Origin of the sequence: Lactobacillus sp. W8172, from assembly GCF_016102055.1 — a bacterium.
GTDB classification, from domain to species: Bacteria; Bacillota; Bacilli; order Lactobacillales; family Lactobacillaceae; genus Lactobacillus; species Lactobacillus apis_A.
This window is the reverse complement of the sequence record NZ_JACFPG010000001.1, coordinates 356,804-381,646: the sequence shown is the minus strand read 5'-3', so window position 1 is coordinate 381,646 and position 24,843 is coordinate 356,804. Positions and strand designations below refer to the sequence as shown.

Annotated in this window: 24 protein-coding genes and 1 riboswitch; of the genes, 23 read left to right on the top strand and 1 reads right to left on the bottom strand. The window is 36.9% G+C overall.

Annotation, left to right across the window (positions count from 1 at the left end):
* Positions 1-101 precede the first annotated feature (101 nt).
* The 8 genes from uvrC to H3R21_RS01725 all read left to right on the top strand — a co-directional run bounded on the left by uvrC (position 102) and on the right by H3R21_RS01725 (position 9,122).
* The gene (uvrC, locus tag H3R21_RS01760) at positions 102-1,904 is read left to right on the top strand and encodes an excinuclease ABC subunit UvrC (protein WP_198182571.1); all 1,803 of its coding nucleotides are present in this window, start codon (positions 102-104) and stop codon (positions 1,902-1,904) included.
* 75 nt (positions 1,905-1,979) lie between these two features.
* A complete protein-coding gene (gene obgE / locus H3R21_RS01755) occupies positions 1,980-3,284 on the top strand; it encodes a GTPase ObgE (RefSeq protein WP_198182569.1) in 1,305 nt (434 codons plus the stop codon).
* 22 nt (positions 3,285-3,306) lie between these two features.
* Entirely contained in the window at positions 3,307-5,226 is a 1,920-nt protein-coding gene (locus H3R21_RS01750; RefSeq protein ID WP_198182567.1) for an acyltransferase family protein, read from the top strand.
* A gap of 12 nt (positions 5,227-5,238) precedes the next feature.
* Positions 5,239-6,180 carry a ribonuclease Z gene (gene rnz / locus H3R21_RS01745; protein WP_046306797.1) on the top strand — a complete coding sequence of 314 codons (942 nt, stop codon included), beginning with the start codon at positions 5,239-5,241 and terminating at the stop codon, positions 6,178-6,180.
* The gene (locus tag H3R21_RS01740; RefSeq protein WP_198182565.1) at positions 6,173-6,967 is read left to right on the top strand and encodes an SDR family oxidoreductase; all 795 of its coding nucleotides are present in this window, start codon (positions 6,173-6,175) and stop codon (positions 6,965-6,967) included. Before rnz ends, H3R21_RS01740 begins: the two co-directional genes overlap by 8 nt.
* Positions 6,968-6,975: 8 nt before the next feature.
* Positions 6,976-7,197: a lipopolysaccharide assembly protein LapA domain-containing protein gene (locus H3R21_RS01735; protein WP_046306800.1), complete on the top strand. Its 222-nt coding sequence runs from the start codon at positions 6,976-6,978 to the stop codon at positions 7,195-7,197.
* Positions 7,198-7,311: 114 nt separating this feature from the next.
* Positions 7,312-7,503 (top strand): 50S ribosomal protein L32, encoded by a 192-nt coding sequence (rpmF, locus tag H3R21_RS01730; RefSeq protein ID WP_046306801.1) that lies wholly within the window; start codon positions 7,312-7,314, stop codon positions 7,501-7,503.
* 71 nt (positions 7,504-7,574) lie between these two features.
* Positions 7,575-9,122 carry a bifunctional UDP-sugar hydrolase/5'-nucleotidase gene (locus tag H3R21_RS01725; RefSeq protein ID WP_198182563.1) on the top strand — a complete coding sequence of 516 codons (1,548 nt, stop codon included), beginning with the start codon at positions 7,575-7,577 and terminating at the stop codon, positions 9,120-9,122.
* Between the two features lie 43 nt (positions 9,123-9,165).
* Here H3R21_RS01725 and H3R21_RS01720 read toward each other — a convergent pair whose 3' ends face one another.
* Positions 9,166-9,372 (bottom strand): YjzD family protein, encoded by a 207-nt coding sequence (locus H3R21_RS01720; protein ID WP_046306805.1) that lies wholly within the window; start codon positions 9,370-9,372, stop codon positions 9,166-9,168.
* Between the two features lie 105 nt (positions 9,373-9,477).
* Here H3R21_RS01720 and H3R21_RS01715 point away from each other — a divergent pair, with 105 nt between their 5' ends.
* From H3R21_RS01715 to rpsA, 15 genes are all read left to right on the top strand, one after another.
* Positions 9,478-12,606, top strand: coding sequence for a DNA polymerase III subunit alpha (locus tag H3R21_RS01715; protein WP_198182561.1), 3,129 nt, complete (start codon positions 9,478-9,480; stop codon positions 12,604-12,606).
* A gap of 166 nt (positions 12,607-12,772) precedes the next feature.
* Complete coding sequence (pfkA, locus tag H3R21_RS01710; RefSeq protein ID WP_046306809.1) at positions 12,773-13,732, top strand: 6-phosphofructokinase; 960 nt, start codon at positions 12,773-12,775, stop codon at positions 13,730-13,732.
* Positions 13,733-13,762: 30 nt separating this feature from the next.
* Entirely contained in the window at positions 13,763-15,532 is a 1,770-nt protein-coding gene (gene pyk, locus H3R21_RS01705; protein WP_074425407.1) for a pyruvate kinase, read from the top strand.
* A 162-nt stretch (positions 15,533-15,694) separates the two neighbouring features.
* Complete coding sequence (locus H3R21_RS01700) at positions 15,695-16,582, top strand: S1 RNA-binding domain-containing protein (protein WP_198182559.1); 888 nt, start codon at positions 15,695-15,697, stop codon at positions 16,580-16,582.
* A complete protein-coding gene (xerD, locus tag H3R21_RS01695) occupies positions 16,575-17,474 on the top strand; it encodes a site-specific tyrosine recombinase XerD (protein WP_198182557.1) in 900 nt (299 codons plus the stop codon). The genes H3R21_RS01700 and xerD overlap by 8 nt, the downstream gene beginning before the upstream one ends.
* An 8-nt stretch (positions 17,475-17,482) precedes the next feature.
* Positions 17,483-17,836: a reductase gene (locus H3R21_RS01690; protein ID WP_074425402.1), complete on the top strand. Its 354-nt coding sequence runs from the start codon at positions 17,483-17,485 to the stop codon at positions 17,834-17,836.
* A gap of 3 nt (positions 17,837-17,839) precedes the next feature.
* A complete protein-coding gene (locus tag H3R21_RS01685) occupies positions 17,840-18,577 on the top strand; it encodes a ScpA family protein (RefSeq protein ID WP_074425401.1) in 738 nt (245 codons plus the stop codon).
* Positions 18,567-19,175 (top strand): SMC-Scp complex subunit ScpB, encoded by a 609-nt coding sequence (gene scpB / locus H3R21_RS01680; RefSeq protein ID WP_187157893.1) that lies wholly within the window; start codon positions 18,567-18,569, stop codon positions 19,173-19,175. Before H3R21_RS01685 ends, scpB begins: the two co-directional genes overlap by 11 nt.
* On the top strand, positions 19,175-19,894 hold the full coding sequence (locus H3R21_RS01675; RefSeq protein WP_198182556.1) for a pseudouridine synthase: 720 nt from the start codon (positions 19,175-19,177) through the stop codon (positions 19,892-19,894). Before scpB ends, H3R21_RS01675 begins: the two co-directional genes overlap by 1 nt.
* Before the next feature lie 26 nt (positions 19,895-19,920).
* Positions 19,921-20,035, top strand: a riboswitch (FMN riboswitch).
* Positions 20,036-20,137: 102 nt separating this feature from the next.
* Positions 20,138-20,821, top strand: coding sequence for an ECF transporter S component (locus H3R21_RS01670; RefSeq protein ID WP_232352282.1), 684 nt, complete (start codon positions 20,138-20,140; stop codon positions 20,819-20,821).
* 123 nt (positions 20,822-20,944) lie between these two features.
* Entirely contained in the window at positions 20,945-21,796 is an 852-nt protein-coding gene (locus H3R21_RS01665; protein ID WP_198182555.1) for an NAD(P)H-binding protein, read from the top strand.
* A gap of 11 nt (positions 21,797-21,807) precedes the next feature.
* Entirely contained in the window at positions 21,808-22,236 is a 429-nt protein-coding gene (locus H3R21_RS01660; RefSeq protein ID WP_198183057.1) for an Rrf2 family transcriptional regulator, read from the top strand.
* A gap of 112 nt (positions 22,237-22,348) precedes the next feature.
* Positions 22,349-22,828 (top strand): LysM peptidoglycan-binding domain-containing protein, encoded by a 480-nt coding sequence (locus H3R21_RS01655; RefSeq protein ID WP_198182554.1) that lies wholly within the window; start codon positions 22,349-22,351, stop codon positions 22,826-22,828.
* Positions 22,829-22,869: 41 nt separating this feature from the next.
* A complete protein-coding gene (gene cmk / locus H3R21_RS01650) occupies positions 22,870-23,544 on the top strand; it encodes a (d)CMP kinase (protein ID WP_046306829.1) in 675 nt (224 codons plus the stop codon).
* Positions 23,545-23,616: 72 nt separating this feature from the next.
* The gene (rpsA, locus tag H3R21_RS01645; RefSeq protein ID WP_198182553.1) at positions 23,617-24,825 is read left to right on the top strand and encodes a 30S ribosomal protein S1; all 1,209 of its coding nucleotides are present in this window, start codon (positions 23,617-23,619) and stop codon (positions 24,823-24,825) included.
* Positions 24,826-24,843 lie beyond the last annotated feature (18 nt).

The following is a 24,843-nucleotide window of genomic DNA, read 5'->3' as shown; positions in this document are numbered from 1 at the left end:
AGCTAGTAAAAAAATAGGTAGTAAGAATAAAAGCTGACAGAATCACTAGTTCGTATTTTGTGTTAAAATTGATAAAGCAAATTTAGAGAAGGGGTGGTTTTTTGGCGTCCGAATTAATTGAAAACAAGTTAAAACTTCTTCCTGCTAAACCTGGCTGCTATTTGATGAAGGATATTAACGGGAAAGTAATTTATGTTGGTAAGTCAAAAAATCTTAAGAATCGAGTACGTTCATATTTTAAGAGCACCCAAGTTGGTCGAAGGGCTGAATTAGTTAATGAAATTAGGGATTATGATATTATTACCGTTTCAACTGATAAAGAAGCCTTTCTTCTAGAAGTGACTTTAATCAAAAAGTATCAACCGTACTATAACGTTCAGTTGAAGCAGGGTACAGGTTATCCATACATTGAAATTACCAATGAACGGGATCCGCAGACAAAACTAACTAGTATTGTTAGAAAAGATGGCGGCTATTATTTTGGCCCATACCCCAATGTTTATGCTGCTCAGGCAACTCTGAAATTTATTCAAAAAGTTTTTCCTCTAAGAAGATGTAACGGTAAGCAAAAGCGACCTTGCTTGTACTATCACATGGGTCAATGCCTGGGAGCATGTTTTAAGACAGTTCCTAAATCAGAATATGATGCCCAAATCAAAAAAATCAAAAGCTTTTTGAACGGTGATATTGCTTCAGTGAAGCAAGAGTTAAATCAAAGAATGGAAGAGGCGTCGCAAAACCTTGAGTTTGAGCGAGCAGCTGATATTCGTGATCAACTCAAATATATTGAAGAAACAGTCGAAAAGCAGAAAATCATTTCTAACGATAATACTCAACGCGATATTTTTAATTTTTACGTTGATAAATCATGGATTTCAGTTCAAGTGTTTTTCTTGCGCCAGGCAAAATTGCTTAGAAGAGAAACAAGAATGTATCCTTTGACAGATACTGGTGATCCTGAAGACGCTTTTGCATCAGTTATTGTTCAGTTTTATGGTCAAAAAAATCGAGTTCTTCCTAAGGAAGTTCTTGTACCTGAAGGAATTGATAATGAAGCCTTAAGCGAAGTATTAAAAGTCCCTGTAAGAACACCAAAAAGAGGGCAAAAACGAGCACTCTTAAAGATGGCTAAAGAGAATGCTAAGCTTAAACTCGATGATAAATTTCGTTTGCTGGAACTAGGAAATAGAAAAACCAAAGGTGCGCAAAAAGAAATTTTTGATGCACTTGGCTTACCGTATGGCCATGTAATCGAAAGTTTTGACCACTCTCATATTCAAGGAACAGATCCTGTTTCTGCTTTGGTCGTTTTTAAAGACGGCGAACCAGACAAAAATTCTTATCGAAAGTATAAGTTAAAGGGAGAAGTTGAACATCAAAATGGTGGCGATGAAGTTCGCAATACCAGAGAAGTTGTGCGTCGAAGATATGGAAGACTTTTACGTGAGCATAAAGCGATGCCTGACTTAATTTTAATGGATGGTGGTCAAATCCAAGTAGATGCTTGTCAAGACGTTTTACGTAATGAGCTGAACCTTAATGTCCCTGTAGCAGGAATGGTTAAAGATGATAAGCATAGAACCAATCATCTATTGTACGGTGATCCGATTAACGGCGTGCCAATGAAACTGATTCCACTAGATCCAAAATCACAAGGATTTTATTTGATGACTAGGATTCAGGATGAAGTTCACCGCTTTGCAATTACATTCCATCGGCGGACACATGCGAAAAATGCTTTATCGAGTAAATTAGACTCAATTAAAGGAATTGGTCCGAAGAGTAGAAACAAGCTATTGCGCCATTTTGGCTCAATTAAGAAAATTAAAGAAGCATCAATTGATGAATTGCGCGAAGTAGGTTTGACACTCCCGCAAGCACAAACAGTAAAATTAACGCTATAGCAATTAAATTACCACGAAAGAGCTGCTTTTTTGTGGTATAGTAGTAAAGTTAGAGAAGACGGAAGGAGAATTAGCATGCCTACATTTGTCGATCAGACTAAGATAGAAGTTCAAGCCGGTAAAGGCGGGGATGGTATGGTTGCTTTCCGCCATGAAAAATACGTTCCTAATGGCGGACCTGCTGGTGGAGACGGTGGCCGTGGTGGAAGCATTATTTTTGTTGCAGATAGCGGCTTAAGAACATTGATGGATTTTCGTTACCGGCGCAAATTTAAAGCTGAAAGCGGTGAAAATGGACGTATCAAATCACAATACGGTCGCGGTGCAAAGGACTTATATTTGCGCGTCCCGATTGGAACAACGGTATATGATTTTGATACTAATGAAGAAATTGGCGATTTAACTGAAAACAAGCAGGAATTAGTTGTTGCACGTGGAGGCCGTGGAGGCCGTGGAAATATTCACTTTGCTACAAGTGTCAACACTGCACCTGAGATTGCCGAAAATGGTGAGCCTGGTGAAGACCGTGTCTTGCGATTAGAGCTAAAGGTTCTAGCAGACGTTGGCTTAGTTGGCTTTCCATCAGTTGGTAAATCAACTTTACTTTCTGTTGTTACCAAAGCCAAACCAAAGATTGCTTCATATTCATTTACCACATTAACTCCTAATTTAGGGATGGTCATCTTACCAGATGGTCGAGACTTTTCAATGGCTGACTTGCCTGGATTAATTGAAGGTGCAAGTCAAGGTGTTGGATTGGGAATTCAGTTTTTACGACACATAGAGCGAACAAAAGTTATTTTACACTTAGTATCAATGGATCCTGAAAATGGTCGTGATGCACTTGAGGATTATCAAAAAATCCGTAAGGAATTGTTGCTCTATGATGAAGAACTTAAAAACAAAAAAGAGCTAATTGTAGCAACACAATTGGATATTCCTGGTTCTGAAGAAAAACTGGCTGAATTTAAGGAGAACTTGAAAGAGGCAGGCATTACGGAGCCGGTATATGCAATATCTAGCGTTACACATCAGGGAGTTGATGTCCTAATGCAGGATACAGCTTCATTAGTTGAAAAAGTTGAAAAAGAAAAAGCCCAAGAAGAACCAAAAGCTGTTCAAAAAGTTAAGGAATATCGTTATAGTTCACCTAAAAAGAATGAATTTACAGTTATCAAACTTGAAGATCATGTTTTTGAAATTAAGGGTGAAAGTTTAGAGAATTTAGTTAAACGTACAAATCTTGATTATCAAGACGGTGTTGTCCGTTTAGCACGTAAATTGAAAAAACTTGGTGTGGATGAAGCATTACGTGAAAAAGGAGCCGTTGACGGCGACGATGTAATAATTGGCACATTTAATTTTGAATTTGTGCAATAATTAAAAATAGAAAAGTAGAAAAATGGCAAAAAATCGGTTTATTACGGGATATTCTGGACTCAGAGCATTAGCAGTTATCGGTGTGATTTTATATCACCTGGATCCTAATACTTTTATTGGCGGCTATCTTGGAGTGCCGATTTTTTTCGTTTTAACAGGCTATTTGGTTACATGTCAGATACTTAAATCTTATGATGAGGAAGGATCCTTTGACGTTAAGAAATTCTATCTAGGTAGGTTAAAGAAGCTATATCCATCTTTAATTGCTGTTTTATGGCTAGCTGCTGCTTATATTATTTTATTTCAACGAAATTTATTAGCGAAATTAAATCAAATTGTTATTGCTAATCTATTAAATATCTATAATTTCTGGCAAATTTTTAACGGACAGAGTTATTTTGAGCGTTTTGCGACAAATGAATCTCCCTTCACGCATTTATGGACAATGTCAATTAACGGACAGTTCTATATTTTATGGCCACTAGTGATTTTTTTACTCGTAAAATACGGTAAAAAAAGGAAGAGAATCTTTGAAATTCTTTTTGGTATGTCCATCCTTTCCGCGTTGGAAATGGCAATAATGTATAAAACCGGTGTTGATCTTAATCGGATATATTATGGGACTGATACACGCTTCTTTTCACTTGGTCTGGGTGCCGCGTTTGCAGTTATTTGGCCAATGGACAGAATGAAATCTCGAATTGAGCAAATAGATACGACATTACTTGATATTGTAGGTGCGATATCGCTAGTTACGATGCTCTTTCTCTTCTTTGGTCCAACAATGAATCCAGGAAAGGGCTTCCCATATTATGGCGGCATGCTACTGTTCACTATTTTTACTGTTATTTTGGTTGGCGTCATTGCTCATCCGGGAAGCCATTGGAATAGCTGGCTGACTAATCCAATTTTTAATTGGTTGGGCTCTAGGAGTTATGGTATTTACCTGTATCAATTTCCAATTATGATCTTTTTTGAAGATAAGGTCACTAATATGGCCGATCATGTGGTGTTATACCGACTAATTGAGCTATTATTAATTTTAGTATTCAGTGAAGTTTCATATCGTATTATTGAAAAGCCACTGGGAAAGATTACTTGGGCTAAATGTAAAGCTTTTTTCTCCAGATTACGTGACTTGGATGCCAAAAACAATTTTCTTAGAATAAGAACAGCTTTAATTGGCTTAGTTTTTATCGTTGGTAGTATTGCAATGCTTGTTTCGCCAACGGTTAAGGCGGAAGACTTTAATAAATCCCAACTTGCCTTAAGAATCAGTGCAAATCGAAAGCAACAAAACAAAGATAATAAAGCTCTGATTGCAAAAATGAAAACGGCAAAAAAGAAGGATAAAAAAAAGAGCAAGCTGATAGCTCAAGCGAAGCGAAGTGCTAAAAAGCATCCTTTAAATCGGTCCTATACAAAATATGGGATTAGCCAAGTTGACCTACAGCTGGGACAAAAAGTGAGCCTTACTGCAATAGGTGATTCGGTCATGGCCGGTTCGAGTAATGACTTAACTAAGTTAATGCCCAAAGCAATTATTGATGCGGCTATTTCACGTCAGCTAAATGTTGCTTTTGGATTGGTTAGTCAATATAAAGCCCAACACGCACTTGCTGACAATGTGCTAATTGGTTTAGGCACAAATGGGCCATTTGCCATGTCTGATTTAGAACAGTTGATGAAAGAAGTTGGTCCAAAGCGACATGTTTTTTGGATAAATACGCACGTACCAAATAAACCATGGCAGAATCAAGTAAATAAATTACTGGCACATGCGGCGAAACGTTATCACAATCTTACAATTATTGACTGGTATGATTTTTCTAAAAATAAAACCAACTGGTTTTACGAAGATTTGACTCATCCAACACCAATAGGATCAAAGTACTACAGTGCTTTAATCGTCAAAACGATCACAAAAAACGCCAAATATTAGAACGAGGGACATATGGAATTAGAATTTTTAGGAACGGGTGCAGGGCAGCCATCTAAGCAGCGCAATGTTTCAAGTATTGCACTTAAAATGTTAGATGAAATTAACGAAATTTGGTTATTTGATGTTGGAGAAGCAACACAGCATCAAATTTTACGTACAAATATTAGATTGCGAAAAGTAACCAAAATTTTTATTTCTCATAATCATGGTGATCATATTTTTGGCTTACCTGGTTTGCTTGCAACTAGATCGTTTCAAGGGGATGTTGGTCCGATAACTATTTATGGTCCTCCAGGACTGGAACAGTTTGTTCGCACGGCACTTAAAATTTCGCGCACAAAAATATCCTATCCAATCAAGTTTGTTCAGCTTGAAGAGGGTGGCCTAATATTCCAGGGTCAAGGATTTAAAGTATATGCGGAGAAACTTGCGCATCGTGTTCCAAGTTTTGGTTATCGTGTAGTCGAAGATAACCATCAAGGTGAGTTGCTAATGAGTAAGTTAACGCAATATAATATTCCTAATGGACCATTACTTGGTAAACTTAAAAATGGTGAAAAAGTGACCTTAGACGATGGTACAATATTGGATGGAAATGATTTTTTAGGACCAAGTAAGCCAGGTAGGATAATTACAATTATTTACGATACTCGTTCTACGCCAACAATTGCAAAGCTTGCTAAGGATGCTGATGTATTGGTCCATGAATCAACTTTTGCTGGTCATGAAGCCGACTTAGCGCATTCATATTTTCATTCAACGGCGGTTGAAGCAGCTAAAATTGCGCGCGATAATGGAGTAAAGAGCTTGTATTTGGATCATATTTCAGCCAGATATTTAGGGGCAAAAGCCAGAAAACTAGTAAATCAAGCCGAAAAAATTTTCCCTAATACGAAATTAGCGAATGATTTTGACCGGGTAATAATTCCAATGGAGGGTGAGCAGAATGAGTGACTCATTAAGAAATAAGGTCGTGGTTGTTACTGGAGCATCCAGTGGCATAGGCCATTCAATTGCTTTAGAAAGTGCGGGACGCGGTGCAACCGTAATTTTGATAGCACGAAACAAGGAAAAGTTGGAAAAGGTGGCGGCTGAGGCACATGAACTATCTGGTGCACCAACTTACAGCTTTGTTACTGACATGAGTGAAAGTGAGCAAATTGATGCTACTTTCAAGGACATTGTTAAAGTAACTAAACATGTTGATTATTTAGTTAACTGTGCCGGCTTCGGTAAATTTGAAAATTTTGTTGAAATGGATCGCCGTGAAGTTACTGCAATGTTCCAAGTTAACGTTTTGGGCTTGATGTACTTTACTAGATTGATCGGAAGAGTAATGATGGACCAAAAGACTGGTCAAATCATTAACTTTGGTTCAATGGCTGGCAAGGTTCCAACTGTAAAATCGGCTGCTTATAGTGCATCAAAAGCTGCCGTAATTCAATTTTCAAATGTCTTACGTCTAGAACTAAAGCCATTCGGTGTTAAAGTAATGACGGTCAATCCAGGCCCTGTTTATACAAATTTCTTTAATATTGCTGATAAAAGCGGTGAATATATTAAAAACGTTGAAAGATACATTCTTGATCCTGATGATGTTGCTTGGCAAGTAGTTCACTTCTTCGGTAGCAATAAGCGCGAATTAAATATTCCGCTTAGTTTGGCCGCTTTAGCTAAGCTTTATAATCTATTTCCATCAATTGGGGATAAATTATCCCTTAAGTTTGCTTCAAGAAAGTAGTGCGATAAATGAAAAATAAGACAAGACAAATAAAATTGATTTTAATCTTGATCCTTACTCTTTTAGCAGTGATTTTTGTCGTACTTAATACAAAAAATGTTGCAATCAATTTTGGCTTGTTTAATGTCAAGGTACCGCTAATTATTATTTTGGTGCTAATGATTATTATAGGCGTCTTAATTGGCTGGTTTTTTGGTGCAAATGGGCATAAAAGGGACAAGAATAACTAATATATCTTGATTTATTTAAGATACAATAGTATCATTAACAAACGTGAAGTGTTTTAGGCACTGTTTTATTAGTGACCTAAAAACGTAATTCTACAACAAAGGAGATCAAATAAAATGGCAGTTCCTAAGAGACATACTTCTAAGCAAAAGAAACGTTCACGTCGTGGCCATATCAAGTTAGCTGTTCCAGCAATGCATTATGATGCAACTACTGGTGAATACCGTTTGAGCCACCGCGTTTCACCTAAAGGTTATTACAAGGGTCGTCAAGTTGTTAGTGAAACTAACGCAAGCGACAACAACTAATTTAAAGACACCTCAATTAAGGGTGTCTTTTTTTTACCTGAAATTTGTTCACGTAGATAGGATTAGACAAGATGGAATTAGTTTTCTTAAGTTCAAGTGATTTACATGGTTATATATTACCGACAGACTATCAAAGTCCTCAAGATTGCGATGCTCCTTTTGGATTAAGTAGGGTTAGTAGCGTCATCAAGCGTGAGCAAGAGACGTATGGAAAGAATAATGTTGTCATCACTGATTCCGGCGATTTCCTGCAGGGCTCGCCATTAGCCTCATTTGCCCAGTCAACTAAAAATATTGAGCAGGTAAAAGAATTTCTTTCTTTATATAATGCAATCGATTATGATGCACGGTGCTTGGGTAACCACGACTTCAATTACGGACTTGATTACTTAAACGATTGCATTAATAACAGTAGAGCGACATTTGTAAATGACAATGTTTTGGATGAAAAAACCGGTCAACCTGCTTTTGGAAAAGACTATTTAATTGTCAATAAAAATGGAATCAGGGTAGGATTAATTGGTGCTACCACTAAAAAAGTTCCTTCATGGGAACCTGCTGAACATGTTGCGGAGCTTAGATTTGCCTCTGCATTTGCTCAAACAAAGTATTATGCGCAAATTCTACGCCCACAAGTAGATGTTTTAGCCGTAATTTATCATGGTGGCTTTGAAGCTGATCCCGAAAGTGGTATGCAAACTGAACCAGCAACAGGGGAAAACGAAGGCTACAAAATGCTGACTGAAATTCCAGAAATTGATGTTTTCCTGACAGGACATCAGCATAAAAAGATGAGTGCGGTAGTTAATAACACAGCAATTGTACAGCCAGGATATCGCGGTGAAGCAGTTGGAAAAGTGGTATTAGAGATTGACGAACAGACTAAAAAAATCATCTCTAAAAAGGCAATGTTGATTGATACTGCAGAAGCCGCTCCTGATTCAGAAATTATTAATCTTTCTACGGATTTAAACAAAAATACACAAAAATGGCTGGATCAGCCGATAGCAAAGTTGAGCCAGTCAGCACCAATTGAAGATGCAAATAAAGCGCGGATTGAGGGCTCTCCTTTTATTAACTTGTTACAGCAAATGCAACTTTATTTTACTGGAGCAGATATTTCTGCTACTGCAGTGATGAGTGAAACGGCGAAAGGCTTTAAACAAGAGGTAACAATGCGCGATATTTTGCTAAACTATCCGTATTCCAATTTGTTATGCAAAGTAAAGGTTTTAGGCTCTGAACTACGAGCAATTGTTGAGCATAGTTTATCTTTTTTAAAAAAGGACGATCAAGGAAAAATAGGTTTTGCACCAGAATATCAAGATTTATTATTTAATTTTGACGTTTTTTATCCAATTGATTATGAAGCTGATCTTGATAGAGAAGTAGGCCAGCGCTTAAGCAAATTTGAGTTAAAAGGCAAAGCAATTGAGCCAGAAAAGAGCTACTACTTAGCCGTTAATAATTATCGGGCAATGGGTGGCGGCTTTTATCCATGTTATAGTCAGGACAAAATTGAGGAAACACTTGATAAAGACTATGTCCAAATGTTTCAAGAGTTTTTAACTCAAGCAAATATACCGCTTGATCCAAGGAAAAATTACAAATTTTATTAAAGCAAAAAGCCGCTAGCATAGACTGCTAACGGCTTTTTAATATCTATTTTAATTTAGTGTATTCACTTTTATCTTTAACAGAATGAGCTGTGATGGTTGGAATAATAGCGGCAAACAGAACACCGAAAATCACACCAATAATAGCAGCTTCACCTAAGTTGAAGACGTTTTGCGTTAAAGGAGCAGCAATAAAGCCCACAATTAACATATAAACAACGCTCCAACAAATGGTTACAATATAACGTCCCATAGTGTTGCCCTCTTTCATAGGAGAATTTTAGCAAAGTTTGGGCAGGTTTTCAAACTAAAAGAGTAGTTTTTGGTATACTAATTTTAATAGAAGGGAAGATGCCAAATGAAAATTGCTGCTTTACAAAATACAAGTTCTTTCACACTTCTTGAAAGTCCAATTAAAATCAAAGATCTTTTGGTTGCTGCTAAAAGTGAAGGCTATGAGGCAGTTAGTCTAACTGACATAAATGTTACCTATGGTCTAGTTAACTTTTTTGAAGTGGCGCAAGATGTTGGCATTAAACCTATTTTAGGGATGCAGCTCAGATTAAACGGTCTAATTGATAGTTCGCACCAATATGACGTAATTGCACTAGCAAAAACTGATGAGGGCTATCGCAACATTCTACGCTTATCTAGTAGGATTAACTTATTAACTGAGAATGGGGCTAATAAGAAAATACTAACTTTAGACAAATTGGCTAAAGATCTTGGTGATTTAGTTTTAATTGTTCCGGCAAATTCATATAGCGAGTTGCTTAATTTACAAAAACAGGATGACCAGCTCGGCAACGATTTTGTACGAAAGTTGCTTAAATTAGTGCCAGAAACTAGCTCTCTATACTTGGGTGTATATGGTTCAAAGAAACGGGAAGTTTATCTTACATACGTTAAAGAACTGGCTAAACAGTTTAAACTACCAATTGTTAGCCTGGAAGATACCAACTATTTGAAACCACATGATCAATTTTTAAAGAAAACATTGCAGGCTGTAAAAAACGGTCTTGTTATGGAAGACATCGAATCACTGGCTATGCAAGAAGGATCGCATTATTTACCAAGTACGCAAGAATTAAGCATCAGGTACCATGATTTGGACCTTGATGAAGCACTAGAGAATACTTGGAAAATTGCTGAGCAATGTAACGCTAACATTGTTTTTCAAGAACCTGTTTTACCAAAATATAAACAAAACAAATTTCCGACTTCAAAGAAATATCTTACTTATTTGGCGCAAACGGGTTTGCAGACTCGGTTTAAAAATAAGTCAATTCCTGCTAATTACCAAAAACAACTTGATTATGAATTAGGCATAATTGATGAAATGGGCTTTAACGATTATTTCCTAATCGTTTGGGACGTAATTAATTACTGCCACCGTGCTAAAATTGTCACAGGTCCGGGACGTGGTTCAGCTTGTGGATCACTTGTTTCATATTCATTGCGGATTACAGAAGTTGATCCAATTGAATATCATCTTCTGTTTGAGCGTTTTTTGAATCCTTCAAGACACGAAATGCCTGATATTGATCTCGATATTCCTGATAATCGCCGAGATGATGTTATCAAGTATATGTTTGAAAAGTATGGGATAGATCATGCAGCGCAAATTTTAACCTTTGGTACTTTGGCAGCTAAACAAGTTTTACGTGATACTGGGCGTACATTTGGTTTAAGTGAAGCTGAAATGAGTAAGTGGTCGCAAAGCGTGCCGTTTTCTAAAACAAAGATTTCACTTGAAGAGTCTTATCAAAATTCTAATAAGATGCGCGTATTGGTTGACGCTAGTTCGAAGAATAAGCTCCTTTTTGAAACGGCAAAGGGGCTTGAAGGTCTGCCACGGCATTACTCAATCCATGCTGCTGGGTTGGTTTTAAGCGATAACTCAATTGCAGCGATTTCTGGATTGCAAGCCGGTCAGCTCGGTATACCAATTACACAACAAACTAAAAAGTATGTTGAAAGCCTTGGCTTATTAAAAATTGATTTTTTAGGACTTCGTAACTTAACAATTCTGGGTGACACTGTAGATATGATTCAGAGTCAAGGTAAGACAATTGATGTAAATCAAATACCGCTTGATGATCAAAAGACAATGGAAGCTTTCCAGAAAGGGGATACGGATTTAGTCTTTCAATTTGAATCTGGAGGAATTAAGAATGTTCTTCGTGAGCTTCACCCAGATAACTTTGAAGATCTCGTTGCGGTTAATGCTTTATATCGTCCGGGTCCAATGCAAAATATCCATTCTTTCATTGCTCGGAAAAGAGGAAAGGAAAAAGTTACTTATCCTGATCCAAGCCTTAAGGAAATTTTAGCACCAACGTATGGTATCTTGGTTTACCAGGAACAAGTTATGCAAGCAGCTCAGATTTTAGCTGGCTTTTCTTTAGGTGAAGCTGACATCTTACGCCGGGCAATGTCGAAAAAGAACCAGCAAGTCATTGATCAAGAAAAAGATAAATTTATTGAGGGCACAGTAAAAAATGAACACCCTCGTGAAGTAGGAGAACGTGTATACAGCTATATTGAGCAGTTTGCTAACTATGGTTTTAATCGTTCCCATGCAGTTGCCTATACCAAAATGGCATTTTGGCTCGCATACTTAAAGGTTCACTATCCAGCAGAATTTTATGGCGCAATGCTAAATTCTAATAGTGGTAATCATTTTAAAATTAGTGATTACATTATGCGTGCTCAAGGAGCTGGAGTGAAAATTTTGCCACCTGATATCAATAAGAGTGATTTGAATTATCAGATGGTTGATGGTCGAATTCTGGTTGGTCTTCGCGCAATCAAGGGAATAAGAATTGATGCACTTAGGGAAATTTTAAAAGCACGTGGAAATAAACCTTTTACCTCGTTTGCTAATTTTCTGCGTCGAATTGACTCCAAGTTTTTAAAAGTTAAGTTAATTCAGCCGTTAATTAAGGCAGGTTGCTTTGATAGTTTAAATAATAATCGGAATGAATTACTTAAAAATAGCCCAGAGATTATTGAAAATATTGAATTGACTGGCAACAATTTGGCTCTATCTGAAAGCTTGGGTGGCGTACCAATTAAACCAGCTGAAGCACCAACTAGTACAGAAAAAGCTGATATGGAGCAAGAAGCACTAGGCTTTTCGACCATGACATCACCAATAGTTGCGGTGCAAAAATATGCCGAAAAGTTTCATGCAAAAGCGCTTAATGAGTTTGAAATTAACGAAATTGGTGTCGCAGTAGGAAAACTGATGACACTAAAACTTGTCAAAACTAAGAAAAATACAACGATGGCATTTGCCAATTTTGTTGATTCTTCAAGTAGAGAAGATATTGTTATTTTTCCAAATGTTTATGAAAAAGCTCAGTCTATTTTAAAAGAGGGTGATATTTACCTTCTGAATATTAAAGTTCAAAATGATCGTTTTGATTCAAGCAAAAAACAATACGTTTTACTGAACATAAAAGTGGTGAACTTTAAGGGATAAAGCGTTTTTTCTAATAATTTTTCGCGAGTAATTACTGTTAGCGCTAACAAGCGAAAAGACCGATAAAACAGTAAAATAAGTCATTTTTTTGAGATTTTTTTGGCAAAGAATGTTAGAATTTAGTAGATGTGAGAAATTACACAATTAATATTAATGAGGTGAATTCATGAAGCGAATTGGTATTTTAACGAGCGGCGGCGATGCTCCCGGTATGAATGCGGCTGTTAGAGCTGTTACTAAGACTGCAATTCATAACGGGCTTGGTGTCGTTGGTATTCGTTATGGCTTTGCCGGGTTAGTTGCTGGTGACTTTGTTACGCTTACTGCTGAAAACGTTGACCACATGATAAGTTTAGGTGGCACATTTTTATATAGTGCACGTTTCCCAGAATTTGCACAACCAGAGGTGCAAAAAAAGGGAGTTGAACAACTAAAGAAGCATGATATTGACACTGTTATCGTAATCGGCGGTGATGGTTCTTATCACGGTGCCTTAGCCTTAACTCGTCTTGGCATTAACTCAATCGGTTTACCGGGTACAATTGATAATGATATTCCATGTACTGACTACACAATCGGTTTAGATACTGCCTGCAATACTGCGTTAGAAGCAATTGACAAGATTCGTGATACTGCAAGTAGCCACCACCGTGTGTTCATTGTTAACGTAATGGGACGTGGTTGTGGTGATATTGCTATGCGTGTTGGTTTAGCAAGTGGTGCCGATGCAATTGTTGTTCCTGAACGTCCATACGATGTTAAAGAAATTGCTGAGACACTTAAGCGAGGCTTTGCAGCAGGCAAGGATCATGGTATTATCGTATTAGCTGAAGGCGTAATGGATGCCGAAGAATTTAGAACTGAACTTCTAAAATACGGTGACTTTGACGCTAGAGCTAATATCTTAGGTCATATGCAACGTGGTGGATCACCAACAGTTCTGGATAGAGTTAATGCAACTAAGATGGGGAATTATGCCGTTAAGTTGCTTCTCGATGGTAAAGGCGGTTTGGCTGTCGGTATGGAGAACGGCCAACTTGAAACGCACGATATCTTAGACCTGTTTGATGATACTCATCGCAGTGATGAGACGTTATTAGATATAAATGATGAAATGACTAAATAATTTAGTCGATTTTGGGGAGAATTTTACATAATGAAGAAAACTAAAATTGTTAGTACTTTAGGGCCAGCTTCAAACGATATTGAAACTATTACAGCTTTGGCTAAGTCAGGCGTAAACGTATTTCGTTTCAACTTTTCACACGGTGATCATGCTGAGCATTTATCACGTATGAAGATGGTTCGCCAAGTTGAAAAAGAAACTGGAATACTTCTTGGTATTGCTTTGGATACTAAAGGTGCTGAAATTAGAACCACTGATCAAGAAGGTGGCAAGTTCACTATTAATACCGGTGACGAAATCCGCGTTTCAATGGATGCTTCAAAACCTGGTAATAAGGACATGATTCACGTTACTTACGAAGGTCTATATGGTGATACTCACGTTGGTGGTCATGTTTTAATTGATGATGGTTTAGTTGATTTATTAATTAAAGAAAAAGACGACGCTAAGAAAGAACTAGTTTGTGAAGCTCAAAATACTGGAGTTATTGGTTCTAAGAAGGGTGTTAACGCACCTGGTGTTGAAATCCGCCTCCCAGGAATTACTGATAAAGACGCTGATGACATCAAGTTTGGTCTAGAGCACGGTATTAACTTTATCTTTGCCTCATTTGCACGTAAAGCTCAAGATATTCTTGATATCCGTAAGCTTTGTGAAGATGCTGGCTGTGATTATGTTAAGATTTATCCTAAGATTGAATCACAAGAAGGTATTGATAACGCAGACGAAATTTTACAAGTTTCAGATGGTTTGATGGTTGCTCGTGGTGACATGGGTGTTGAAATTCCATTTATCGATGTACCATTTGTTCAAAAGGACTTAATCAAGAGAGCTAATGCACTTGGTAAGCCAGTTATCACTGCAACCCAAATGCTTGACTCAATGCAAGAAAATCCTCGTCCAACTCGTGCTGAAGTTTCTGACGTTGCTAACGCAGTACTTGACGGTACTGACGCAACTATGCTTTCAGGTGAATCAGCAAACGGTCTTTACCCAGTTAAAGCTGTTTCAGCAATGGCTGAAATTGACGAAAGAACTGAACAAGAACTTCTTAAGCGTAACACTTTAGCTCTTCAAAGATTTGAAGAATACAAGGGTTCAAACGTTACTGAAGCTATTGGTGAATCAGTTGTCCGTACTGCTCAAGAATTAGGCGTTAAGACTATCATTACTGCAACTAACTCAGGTTACACTGCAAGAATGATTTCAAAATACCGTCCAAATGCTAACATCTTAGCTTTGACTTTTGATGAAAAAATTCAACACTCACTTGGCATTTGCTGGGGCGTTCAACCATTACTTACTGAAAAACCTGCTTCAACTGACGACATGTTTGATGTAGCTGCTAAAGTTGCTAAAGAACAAGGTTACGTTAAGGATGGCGACTTAGTAATCATCGTGGCTGGTGTTCCAGTTGGTGATTCAGGTACAACTAACTTAATGAAGCTTCAAATCATTGGTAGCAAATTAGCTCAAGGTTTAGGCGTTGGTAACGGTTCAGTTGTTGGTAAAACAGTTGTTGTAAACAGTGCTGAAGAAGCAATTAGCAAGACTAATGAAGGTGACATCCTTGTTGCTAAGAACACTGATCCTGATTACATGCCTGCTATCAAGAAGGCTTCAGGTTTAGTTGTTGAAGCTTCAGGCTTAACTTCACATGCTGCAGTTGTTGGTTTATCACTTGGTATTCCAGTAGTTGTAGGTGTAACTGATGCAACTGAAAAGATTGCTGGTGGTACTACTGTTACTGTTGATGCTCGTCGTGGTGCAATTTACCAAGGTGAAGTTTCAAACCTTTAATTAATAACTTTAAACGAAAAAGTCAGCTTAGTTAGCTGGCTTTTTTGTTTTGCTTTTTTCTTATCACCTTGTAAATAAATTAAATTGCTTCTTAAGAAAAATATTACGTGGTAAAATGTTATACTTAGTGAATAGAATATGTAAAATTAAAGGGAGAATTTTATGCTTGGCACAATTGCAAAAGGAAAGGTCATCGATCAAAATGATGATGCCTATTACGTTCAAATTGAGGGTGTTACTTATGAGCTGAAACGTAAAGAAATAACTCAAGAAGAACCACCTAAACTTGGTGATGAAGTAAAAGGCTTTCTGTATGACGATAAACAGCACAATCGCCAAATGACCCAGTTTTTACCTTTTGCTCAAGCGGATCAGTACGGCTGGAGTAAAGTGACAGACGTAAGGTTTGACTTAGGGGTCTTTGTTGATATCGGGTTGCCTGATAAAGATGTTGTTTTATCAGTCGATGATTTACCTTTTAACAAAGATGTGTGGCCAAGAAAAGATGATCAGCTTTTAGTTCATCTTGAAACTGATGATAAAGACCGTATCTGGGCAAAGCTAGCAGATGAAGATATTTTTGAACAACTTTCAGCTCACTTTCCAAATGATATGAAAAATAAAGATGTCTTTGGAACAGTGTATTCTAGTCGCGATGTAGGTGCTTTTGTCATTACTAGTGACTATTATTTGGCTTTCGTTCATGCTTCACAAATGGCACAACCATTACGTGTTGGTGAACAATTTAAAGGTCGTGTAGTGGGCATTAGTCAATATGGACGCTTAAACTTAAGTAGTTTGCCGCGCGCATTTGAAGAAATTGATGATGACGCTCAAATGATTCTGATGAGCTTACGTCGTAAAAGAGATAAGACCTTGCCTTTTTATGACAAGTCAGATGCTCAGGAAATTAAAAACTACTTTGGCATTTCTAAGTCAGCTTTTAAACGTGCTTTAGGCCATTTACTTAAAAACAGATACATTTCAGAAGATAAGGAAGTAGGATCAATCACTTTGATTAATGATCCCGAAGCTGAAAAAAATGAATAAGCTGCAAGAAGATGTTGAAGATTATCTGCGCTATAGTCAAATTGAGCGTGGATTAAGTGATAATACAATTTTTGCTTATCGACAAGATCTAATGGATTTTTTGGCCTTTCTGAAAAAAGAAGGGTTAAATTCTTGGCCAACAAAAGCGGTGGATATAGATGCTTTTTTGGCTGAACAGCGTGATTTGAACAAAGCAACAAGTTCGATTAGTAGAATGATTTCAAGTCTAAGAAAGTTTTACCAATGGCTAGTTAGACAAAACATTCAAAAAATAAATCCAATGCTTGAAATTGATTCACCCAAAAAAGAACACCGCTTACCTGTAGCATTAAGTGTTGATGAAGTAACAAAGTTGCTTGATCAACCTGATGTAACTAAAAAATTGGGCATACGAGATCGAGCTCTGTTAGAAACTTTATATGCAACAGGAATTAGGGTGAGTGAACTAATTAATTTGAAATTTAGTGACCTGCACGAAGAACTAAAGCTGCTAAAAGTATTGGGAAAAGGATCAAAAGAACGTCTGATACCAATTAGTGATGTGGCAATTTCTTGGATTAAGAGTTATCAGGAGAAAGTAAGAGATCCGCTTCTTTTAAAATCTGGCAAGTACACTGACACCATTTTCTTGAATAATCGTGGTGGTACATTGACTAGACAGGCTGTTTGGCAAATTATTAAGCGCTATTGTCAAATGGCCGGAATCAAAAAAAATGTCACTCCACATACATTGCGCCACACTTTTGCAACTCACTTGCTTGAAAATGGTGCTGATTTAAGAGTGGTGCAAGAAATATTAGGGCACTCAGATATCAGTACGACGCAGATTTATACTAATTTATCGCAGCAGCATATTTTACAAGTGTATGCTAAAACACATCCACGAACCTAGGTGATTGAATGCTGATTCAATGCAAAAAAGATAAAGAAAAAGTGGCAATGGGCTTATTGTCCTACTTGCCAGATTTTAAAAATTTAGATAATTTAAGAGACGAAATTGAACTCAATAAAAATAGTGAAGAATTTCGGCTGTTTTTGTATCGGGATGATGACCCTAACTTTGTTGGTGTAATGGGAACTCAATGGGATAATGAGTTTATTGTTGTACGTTATCTCTCACTGGCGCCAGATTATCGTCAAGCAAAAACAGAGAGTAAAATAATGCAAGAATTGGCAAGCAGTAATCCGACCAAAAAAATTACCGCCGTACCAGAGTACATTTATTTAGTAAAATATTTAACTAAAGATAATTAAAAGATGAACAGTAATTTAACTTTAGAATTACCAAACTTTGAGGGACCATTAGATTTGCTCCTTCATTTAATCAAATCGCAAAAAATTGATATTTATGATATTCCGATTGCACAAATCACTAGTCAATATTTATCCTATTTGCATGAAATGCAAAGATTAAATTTAAAAATTGCTGGTGAGTATTTTGTGATGTCCTCAATGTTGTTACGGATTAAGTCACAGTCTTTATTACCAAAAAACGATTTTACAGAAGATGAGGGGCCTGAAGAAGACCCAAGGGATGAACTTGTCCAACAATTAGTACAATATTCAGTTTTTAAAAAGATCTCTGCTTATTTTAAAGAACGAAATGAGGAGGTTCCGATTACTGCTGCTAAAGAAGAAAGTGTTCCGCAGACTAAAAAAGTTCAGCCGCTACCATTAGGACAAATTACCTCCTCAGAATTGGCAAATACCTTTATTGTAGTTCTGCAGCGGTTAAAAATTAGACAGCCTGATGCTGTTTCGGTTGACGTCAAGGAAACGCCAATTACCGAAATGATTGATTACTTGCACCAAAAATTGGCTACACAACGGAAAATTAGTTTTTTTTCTTGTACGGATAAAATGAAGAATTTATCTGATGTAATCGGCTTGTTCTTAGCATTACTTGAGCTTTGTAAAAAGCAGGAAATCAGAGTGCAGCAGGCACATACCTTCGGTGACTTAGAACTAGAAAGAATAGACCAAAATGATAAGTAAAATAGCTCAATTAGAGGCTCTATTATATGTGGCAGGAGATAGCGGCATACCAACCAGTAACTTGTGTGATCTGATGCAAGTGGAGCATTCTGCATTGCGAGAACTAGCCAAGCAGTTAGCTGACAAACTAAGTAAAAATCCTGATTCTGGCCTCCAGGTATTGTATATAAATCACAGCTATAAATTAACTACAAGGCCTGAAGTAAGTGAGTTAGTCTCGAACTTTTTCCAAAAAGATGTTACAAAAACACTCAGTCAATCGGCACTTGAAATTCTGTCGATAGTTGCTTATAAACAGCCAATTACTAGAGTTGAAATAGATGAAATTAGGGGAGTTAATTCCTCGGGTGCTTTGCAGACACTGATTTGGCGTGGTCTGATTAAAACCGAGGGAAAAAAAGATGTTCCGGGACATCCAAATTTATATGTAACTACAACATACTTTTTACAATATTTTGGCTATCAAAGTTTGGCTGATTTACCTTTAATAGAAGATTTTGAAGATGAGAGCATTAACTCTGAGGGAGAAATTGATTTATTCTCTGCAAGAGGAAAAGCTGATGAAAATATTGCCAAGGCACAAAAGGGAGAAAAATAATGGTCTTACAACGATTACAAAAGGTTATTGCGGAAGCAGGCATTGCTTCACGTCGAGGTGCTGAAAAAATAATTCAAGAAGGTAGGGTAACGGTTGATGGTAATGTCGTTACTAAGCTTGGCACAAAAGTTGATACTTTCAGTAATATCACCGTCGATGGTGAGCCAATTGAGCGTGAGAGTCTGCATACATATCTTTTCTACAAACCGCGAGGCGTTGTTTCAACCGTTAAGGATGATAAGGGGCGTAAGACTGTGGTTGACTTCTTTAAAGATGTACCTTATCGGTTATATCCAATTGGTCGTTTGGACTATGATACGTCAGGCTTGTTATTAATGACAAACGATGGTGAATTAGCTAACTTGATGATGCATCCACGTAACAAGGTAGCCAAAGTTTATGTGGCTAAAATTGAAGGTAAATTAACGCCGGAAGAAATTAAAAAATTATCTTCTGGTATAGAAATTGATCATCGTAAAAGCTCACGTGCCAAGGTTAAAGTTGTTCGCACTGATAAAAAGAAAAAATTCCAAATTGTGCAGCTTACTATCCACGAAGGACATTACCATCAAGTTAAACGAATGTTTAAAGCAGTTGGGCATCAGGTTATTAAACTGTCACGTGAGCGCTATTCGTTTTTAACTTTAGAATCTCTTGTTTCAGGAAAGTATCGTGAATTATCTCATGCTGAAGTTGACAGGCTAAAGCATGTGAACTAATATATGTTTGTAATTGAATATAAGTTTGTTGTCTTCAGGGCAGGGTGAAAATCCCGACCGGTGGTGAGAGTCCACGACCCACGCAAGTGGTGGAATCAGTTATGATACCGATAGTTAAAGTCTAGATGAAAGAAGACAGACTAAACTTAAGCTGTGAATGATATAATGATATACGGGTTCATTCCATTTAAGCGGGTCTGTTGCTAGGAGCAACAGACCTGTTGTTTTTTGGAGGAAAACATATTGAAAAGGAAAAATACTAGTAATTTAGCCAATATTATTGCATACGCTTTAATCGGTACAATTGCATTCATTTTAATGGAAATTGCCTTTCCGTTGCCTGTTGCCAGCTTTTTGAAATTTGATTTTTCAGATGTTATCGTGACGATTGGAACATTTCTATTTGGACCTTTGCCTGGCTTGTTTATCGCTTTTATCAGAATGATAATTGATTTGATATATAAGGGCTTTGCATTGCCAAGTATTATTGGCCAATTAGCTGCTTTACTTGCATCAATGTCATTCGCACTACCATTTTACTTTGTTACCAAAGATCTTTCTGTTGACGAAAAAAATACAACCAAAAGGCACCTGAAGCCACTTTTGGGAATATTAATTGGTATTGTCGCAATGACAATTGTTTTGGCAACATTGAACGCACTGGTTCTAACACCAATTTATGCTGTATCAACAGTGCCAAACTTACCAGCTATTCACGGTTATTCTGGTTTACTTAACTTCACAGAAAAGGTTTATTTAGGACAATTACTTCATATTCCATCAATGAGTGCTTACATTTTCGGAATTATTGTGCCGTTTAATTTATTAAAGGGCGCAATTAACGGTGTAGTTGTATTCTTACTATTTGAAACTGTTCTGAGAAGCTTGAAACCATTCGTACGTAAATATTTCAAATTAAATAAATAAGTATAAGAAGCGTTAGGATTTTCCTAGCGCTTTTATTTTGCTTAAACATGTTGTTTTTATTTCAACATCAAGTATAATATAACTTGTTAATTATAAACCAACATGAAAGAAAGGCGTTTATTAATGAAATATGCTGTTACTGCTGCTACAGGCAATTTTGGTTTGTTAGCAGTCAATTATTTATCAAAGTTAGTTGATCCCAAAGATATTATTGTTATCGCAAGAAATGAGCAAAAGGCTCAACAACTTTTCCCAGATTTTGAAATTAGAAAAGGCAATTATGATAGTGTAGAAGAAATGACTGACGCACTTGAAGGAATTGATCGAGTACTCTTTATTTCATCACAGCCTGGTGGTCCGGTAGAGCGTAGTGTGCAACATCAGAATGTTGTTTCTGCACTTCAAAAAAATCATGTGAGTTTTGTGGCTTATACTAGTTTTGCTAATGCGCAATCTTCAAAAACTGCATTGGCAGCTGACCATAAGCTGACAGAAAACTTAATTGAAGAAGCAGATATCCCACATTCATTTTTACGAAACAATTGGTATCTAGAAAATGAGGCTGGCTTTTTTGAAAGTGGAAAAGCACGGCAAAAGGCTATTTACTGGGCAGGTAATAAAGCAGGTTGGGCGCTTGAACGTGAATATGCGGAAGCTGCTGCAAAAGTTCTTACTTCTGAAAATCCACAAGCAATTTATGAATTTTCAGGCAAATCAGTTACATACGAAGTGCTAGGAGAAGCTTTAAATAAGGTACTTGCTCAACCATGTGATGTTGCACAGGTTTCTAAACAGGAGTATACTTTTGATTTAGAAAATCAAGGCTTAGACAGTCAAACAGCTGCATTATATGCTTCCTTCCAGGATCCAATTGACAATGGCTCATTAAATGAAAACAGTAGTGATCTGCCAAATGTACTTGGAAGAGAATTGACCACTCTAAGTGATGGTATCAAAGAGATACTTTCGAAGTAAGGTGAGGACAAATCAAATACTCATATAAATTAAGTGACGCGATTCATTTGCTAGCTTATCTAGTAATATGTTCGGACTGTGACCAATCCAGTAAAGCAATCGCTGCCAGCATTGAAGCAAATCCGAGTGTAATTAGAAGTTTGATGAGTGATTTGAAAAAGTCCAACATCATTACTGGGCGTCAAGGCTTAGCTAAACCAACTCTAACCAGAAATCCAGCAGAAATTAGTATTTTTGATATCTATCAAGCAATTAATATCAATCATCATCTTTTGCATGTTGATCCCGAGACCAATCCTAAGTGTATTGTTGGTGGCAATATCCAGGAGGTATTAGGGAATGTCTATTCTGAAATTGAGCAAAGCGCAAAACAAAAAATGAAAGAAATTTCTCTACAAGAAGTTGTAGATCAAATTTTGCAAAAAAATAAAGATAAGTAAAGTAAACTGACTAAATAATCTAGAAAAAGGAATTTTTTCTAGATTATTTTTTATCCATTTTAATTAGTAAATATGCTAAAATTAAGCCAGCTAGGTTGAAGGAGTTTTTTAAATGCAGCAAAACCATGAAGGACCATATAAACATTATGAACGTCCTAGCAGCAAAAGAGCAATAATAAATAAAACTGGCTCTCGAGCATGGCAAGTGACGGTTATTTTTTTGGTTGTTGTCTTAGTAGCACTTGTTCCAGTAGTTCATCACTTGTCTTCGGCTGAAAAGACGAATGAACGGGTTGTTGAATTGCAAAAGTCAACTAAGAAAAAGGTGCATTCTAAGCTTAAAGAGATGCGCAAGAAAAAAACTAAATCTACTGTCCAGAAACAGACTAGGAAAAAAACGCAAGTTAACTCGCAAGATGAGATTAAAACTAAAAAGAAAATTTCGCAACCAACAGAGTATACTGTACAAACAGGGGATTCTCTGACCAGTATTGCGGACAAATTCCATTTAACAGTTGATGAGTTGATTCAGATTAATCAACTTGATTCAACCGGTCAAGTTAATGCTGGACAAGTTCTTAAATTAAAATAAATTGTAGAAAGGTTGGGACATACAGTCCCTTTTTTATTGGCATGCAAGTAGCAATTGATGGACCAGCTTCAGCTGGAAAAAGTACAGTAGCAAAGATTATTGCACAAAAATTGAATTTTACATATATTGATACAGGAGCAATGTATCGTGCCTGTACGGTTATCGCAAAAGAAAATAACATAGATTATGGTAATGAACAAGGCATCTTAGCTGCAATCGATCGCAATGAAATTCAACTTAAAGCAGTTGACGGTGGGCAAAAAGTATACGCTGGTGACAAGGACATAACTCGTGATGTCCGTTTACCTGAAATTTCTGCCAATGTTTCTCAAGTTTCAGCTCTTCCAAAAATCAGAGAGAAAATGGTCAGCCTTCAAAGAAAAATGGCCGGTGAAATGAATGTGGTAATGGATGGGAGAGATATTGGAACTACTGTTCTACCAAATGCAGAAGTAAAAATATTTTTGGTTGCAACAGCTCATTCTCGAGCACAAAGAAGAATGCTTGACTTGAAACAACAAGGAATTAAAAGTGACCAAACCTTGAAAGAAATAGAGCAGAGTATTCAGGAAAGAGACTATAAAGATTCTCATCGTCAAATTTCTCCTTTAAAAAAGGCGACTGATGCTGTTGAAATTGACACAACTGAGATGAATATTGACCAAGTAGTTGAAGCAATTTTAGTACAAATCAAAAAATCTCAAAAAAATATTTAAAAAACAGGCTAAAAGAGTAGAAAAATATCTTACTTTCATTTAGAATTAGATTATGATATTGGGAGGTAAATAATGTCAGAAAACAGTAATCAATTTTTAGATGCATTAAAGCAAATGCAAGGAGTTGAGGTTGGCGATATTGTAGACGTTGAAGTTTTAGACGTTGAAGATGGTCAAATCGATGTTGGTGTGGAAAATGCTGGTGTCGAAGGTGTTGTTCCTCGTCGTGAATTCACTTCAGATCGCAACTTAGACTTACGTGAAGCAGTTAAACCAGGTGATAAATTCAAAGCTTTAGTTTTGAGAAAAGCTGGTGGTGACAAGGAGAACGGTGAATTCTTCTTCTCAGTAACTCGTCTTAAGGAAAGAGAAGCTTATGACGAATTACAAAAAGACTTCGAAGAAGGTAAAACAATCGAGGGTACTGTTACTTCATCAGTACGTGGTGGTTTATTAGTTGATGTTGGTACTAGAGGTTTCTTACCAGCTTCACTTATTTCTAACCGTTATGTTTCAGATCTTAAACCTTACATTGGTAAAACAATGAAGCTTAAGATTACAGAAATTGACCCAAGTAAGAACCGTCTGATTCTTTCACACAAAGACTTAATCGAAGAAGAACGTGAAGAAGCCTTTGATAAAGTTGCATCACAATTAGTTGTTGGTGATGTAGTTGAAGGCAAAGTATCTCGTTTAACTAACTTTGGTGCCTTTGTTGATGTTGGTGGTGTGGACGGTTTAGTTCACATATCTGAAATTTCATACAAGCACGTGGACAAACCTAGTGATGCTTTGAAGGTTGGTCAAGATGTTAAAGTTAAAGTAATCGGTATAGACGATGACAGACATCGTATCTCCCTTTCAATTAAACAAACTGAACCTTCCCCATTTGAACAAGCTACTGCTGAATTAAACGAAGGTGATATCTTTGAAGGCGAAGTTAAGTCTTTAACTAACTTCGGTGCTTTTGTTGAAGTTGCTGACGGCATTCAAGGTTTAGTACATGTGTCTGAAATTTCATTTAAGCATGTAGATAAGCCAAGCGATGTTTTGGAAGTTGGACAAAAGGTTAAGGTTAAGGTTTTAAACATTGACCCTAGTGAACGTAGAATTTCTCTTTCAATGAAGGCTGCAGATTCTAAAGGTTCTGAAAATAGCGGAGAATCACATTCACACAGTTCATACAACAAAAACGCAGTTAACAAGAAGTATATGAGCAATGATGACAGCGGTTTTGCATTAGGTGACATAATTGGTGACCAATTGAAAGATCGTCGTTAGTTTTTAATTAAAAGAGCC

Coding starts and splice junctions, on each gene's coding strand:
- pyk (WP_074425407.1), top strand. CDS start 13,763: ATGAAGAAAACTAAAATTGTTAGTACTTTAGGGCCAGCTTCAAACGAT.
- rpmF (WP_046306801.1), top strand. CDS start 7,312: ATGGCAGTTCCTAAGAGACATACTTCTAAGCAAAAGAAACGTTCACGT.
- xerD (WP_198182557.1), top strand. CDS start 16,575: ATGAATAAGCTGCAAGAAGATGTTGAAGATTATCTGCGCTATAGTCAA.
- H3R21_RS01740 (WP_198182565.1), top strand. CDS start 6,173: ATGAGTGACTCATTAAGAAATAAGGTCGTGGTTGTTACTGGAGCATCC.
- cmk (WP_046306829.1), top strand. CDS start 22,870: ATGCAAGTAGCAATTGATGGACCAGCTTCAGCTGGAAAAAGTACAGTA.
- H3R21_RS01675 (WP_198182556.1), top strand. CDS start 19,175: ATGGTCTTACAACGATTACAAAAGGTTATTGCGGAAGCAGGCATTGCT.
- H3R21_RS01715 (WP_198182561.1), top strand. CDS start 9,478: ATGAAAATTGCTGCTTTACAAAATACAAGTTCTTTCACACTTCTTGAA.
- rnz (WP_046306797.1), top strand. CDS start 5,239: ATGGAATTAGAATTTTTAGGAACGGGTGCAGGGCAGCCATCTAAGCAG.
- H3R21_RS01735 (WP_046306800.1), top strand. CDS start 6,976: ATGAAAAATAAGACAAGACAAATAAAATTGATTTTAATCTTGATCCTT.
- H3R21_RS01685 (WP_074425401.1), top strand. CDS start 17,840: ATGAACAGTAATTTAACTTTAGAATTACCAAACTTTGAGGGACCATTA.
- rpsA (WP_198182553.1), top strand. CDS start 23,617: ATGTCAGAAAACAGTAATCAATTTTTAGATGCATTAAAGCAAATGCAA.
- H3R21_RS01655 (WP_198182554.1), top strand. CDS start 22,349: ATGCAGCAAAACCATGAAGGACCATATAAACATTATGAACGTCCTAGC.
- H3R21_RS01720 (WP_046306805.1), bottom strand. CDS start 9,372: ATGGGACGTTATATTGTAACCATTTGTTGGAGCGTTGTTTATATGTTA.
- H3R21_RS01690 (WP_074425402.1), top strand. CDS start 17,483: ATGCTGATTCAATGCAAAAAAGATAAAGAAAAAGTGGCAATGGGCTTA.
- obgE (WP_198182569.1), top strand. CDS start 1,980: ATGCCTACATTTGTCGATCAGACTAAGATAGAAGTTCAAGCCGGTAAA.
- H3R21_RS01665 (WP_198182555.1), top strand. CDS start 20,945: ATGAAATATGCTGTTACTGCTGCTACAGGCAATTTTGGTTTGTTAGCA.
- scpB (WP_187157893.1), top strand. CDS start 18,567: ATGATAAGTAAAATAGCTCAATTAGAGGCTCTATTATATGTGGCAGGA.
- H3R21_RS01750 (WP_198182567.1), top strand. CDS start 3,307: ATGGCAAAAAATCGGTTTATTACGGGATATTCTGGACTCAGAGCATTA.
- H3R21_RS01725 (WP_198182563.1), top strand. CDS start 7,575: ATGGAATTAGTTTTCTTAAGTTCAAGTGATTTACATGGTTATATATTA.
- pfkA (WP_046306809.1), top strand. CDS start 12,773: ATGAAGCGAATTGGTATTTTAACGAGCGGCGGCGATGCTCCCGGTATG.
- H3R21_RS01700 (WP_198182559.1), top strand. CDS start 15,695: ATGCTTGGCACAATTGCAAAAGGAAAGGTCATCGATCAAAATGATGAT.